Here is a 270-nt window from a genome sequence, read left to right as displayed (position 1 = left end):
GGCGCGTACTACCGGGTTGGCGATCGGCTCCGCCTCAATGGCCTGCTGCCAGGCAAGGACGGGAATATCGTCTGACCCGGCGCTGGCGTCGTGCTGACAAATGAGCACCAGCCGGACGCTGGCGTCAGCGTAGATTTTCTCGCGCCGTGCGGCAGGCTGATCCAGCGAAACCGGAACGTAAACCGCCCCGGTCAGCAGGACGGCCAGAACTGCAACAAGTTGTCCTGCGCCTTTCGACATCGTGATAGCCACATTATCGCCGGGCTGAAC

General features: G+C 62.6%; 1 protein-coding gene. It reads right to left on the bottom strand.

Annotated features, from left to right (window positions below; all coding sequences use genetic code 11):
* Window positions 1-270, bottom strand: a 270-nt coding sequence (locus ACX6XY_RS30320; RefSeq protein ID WP_460337909.1) for an AMP-binding protein, incomplete at both ends; no start/stop codon positions are given.

The sequence above is a fragment of the Streptomyces sp. O3 genome (assembly GCF_054788135.1).
Note: the sequence above shows the minus strand (reverse complement) of the source record. Positions and strands in the feature narration are given on the sequence as shown.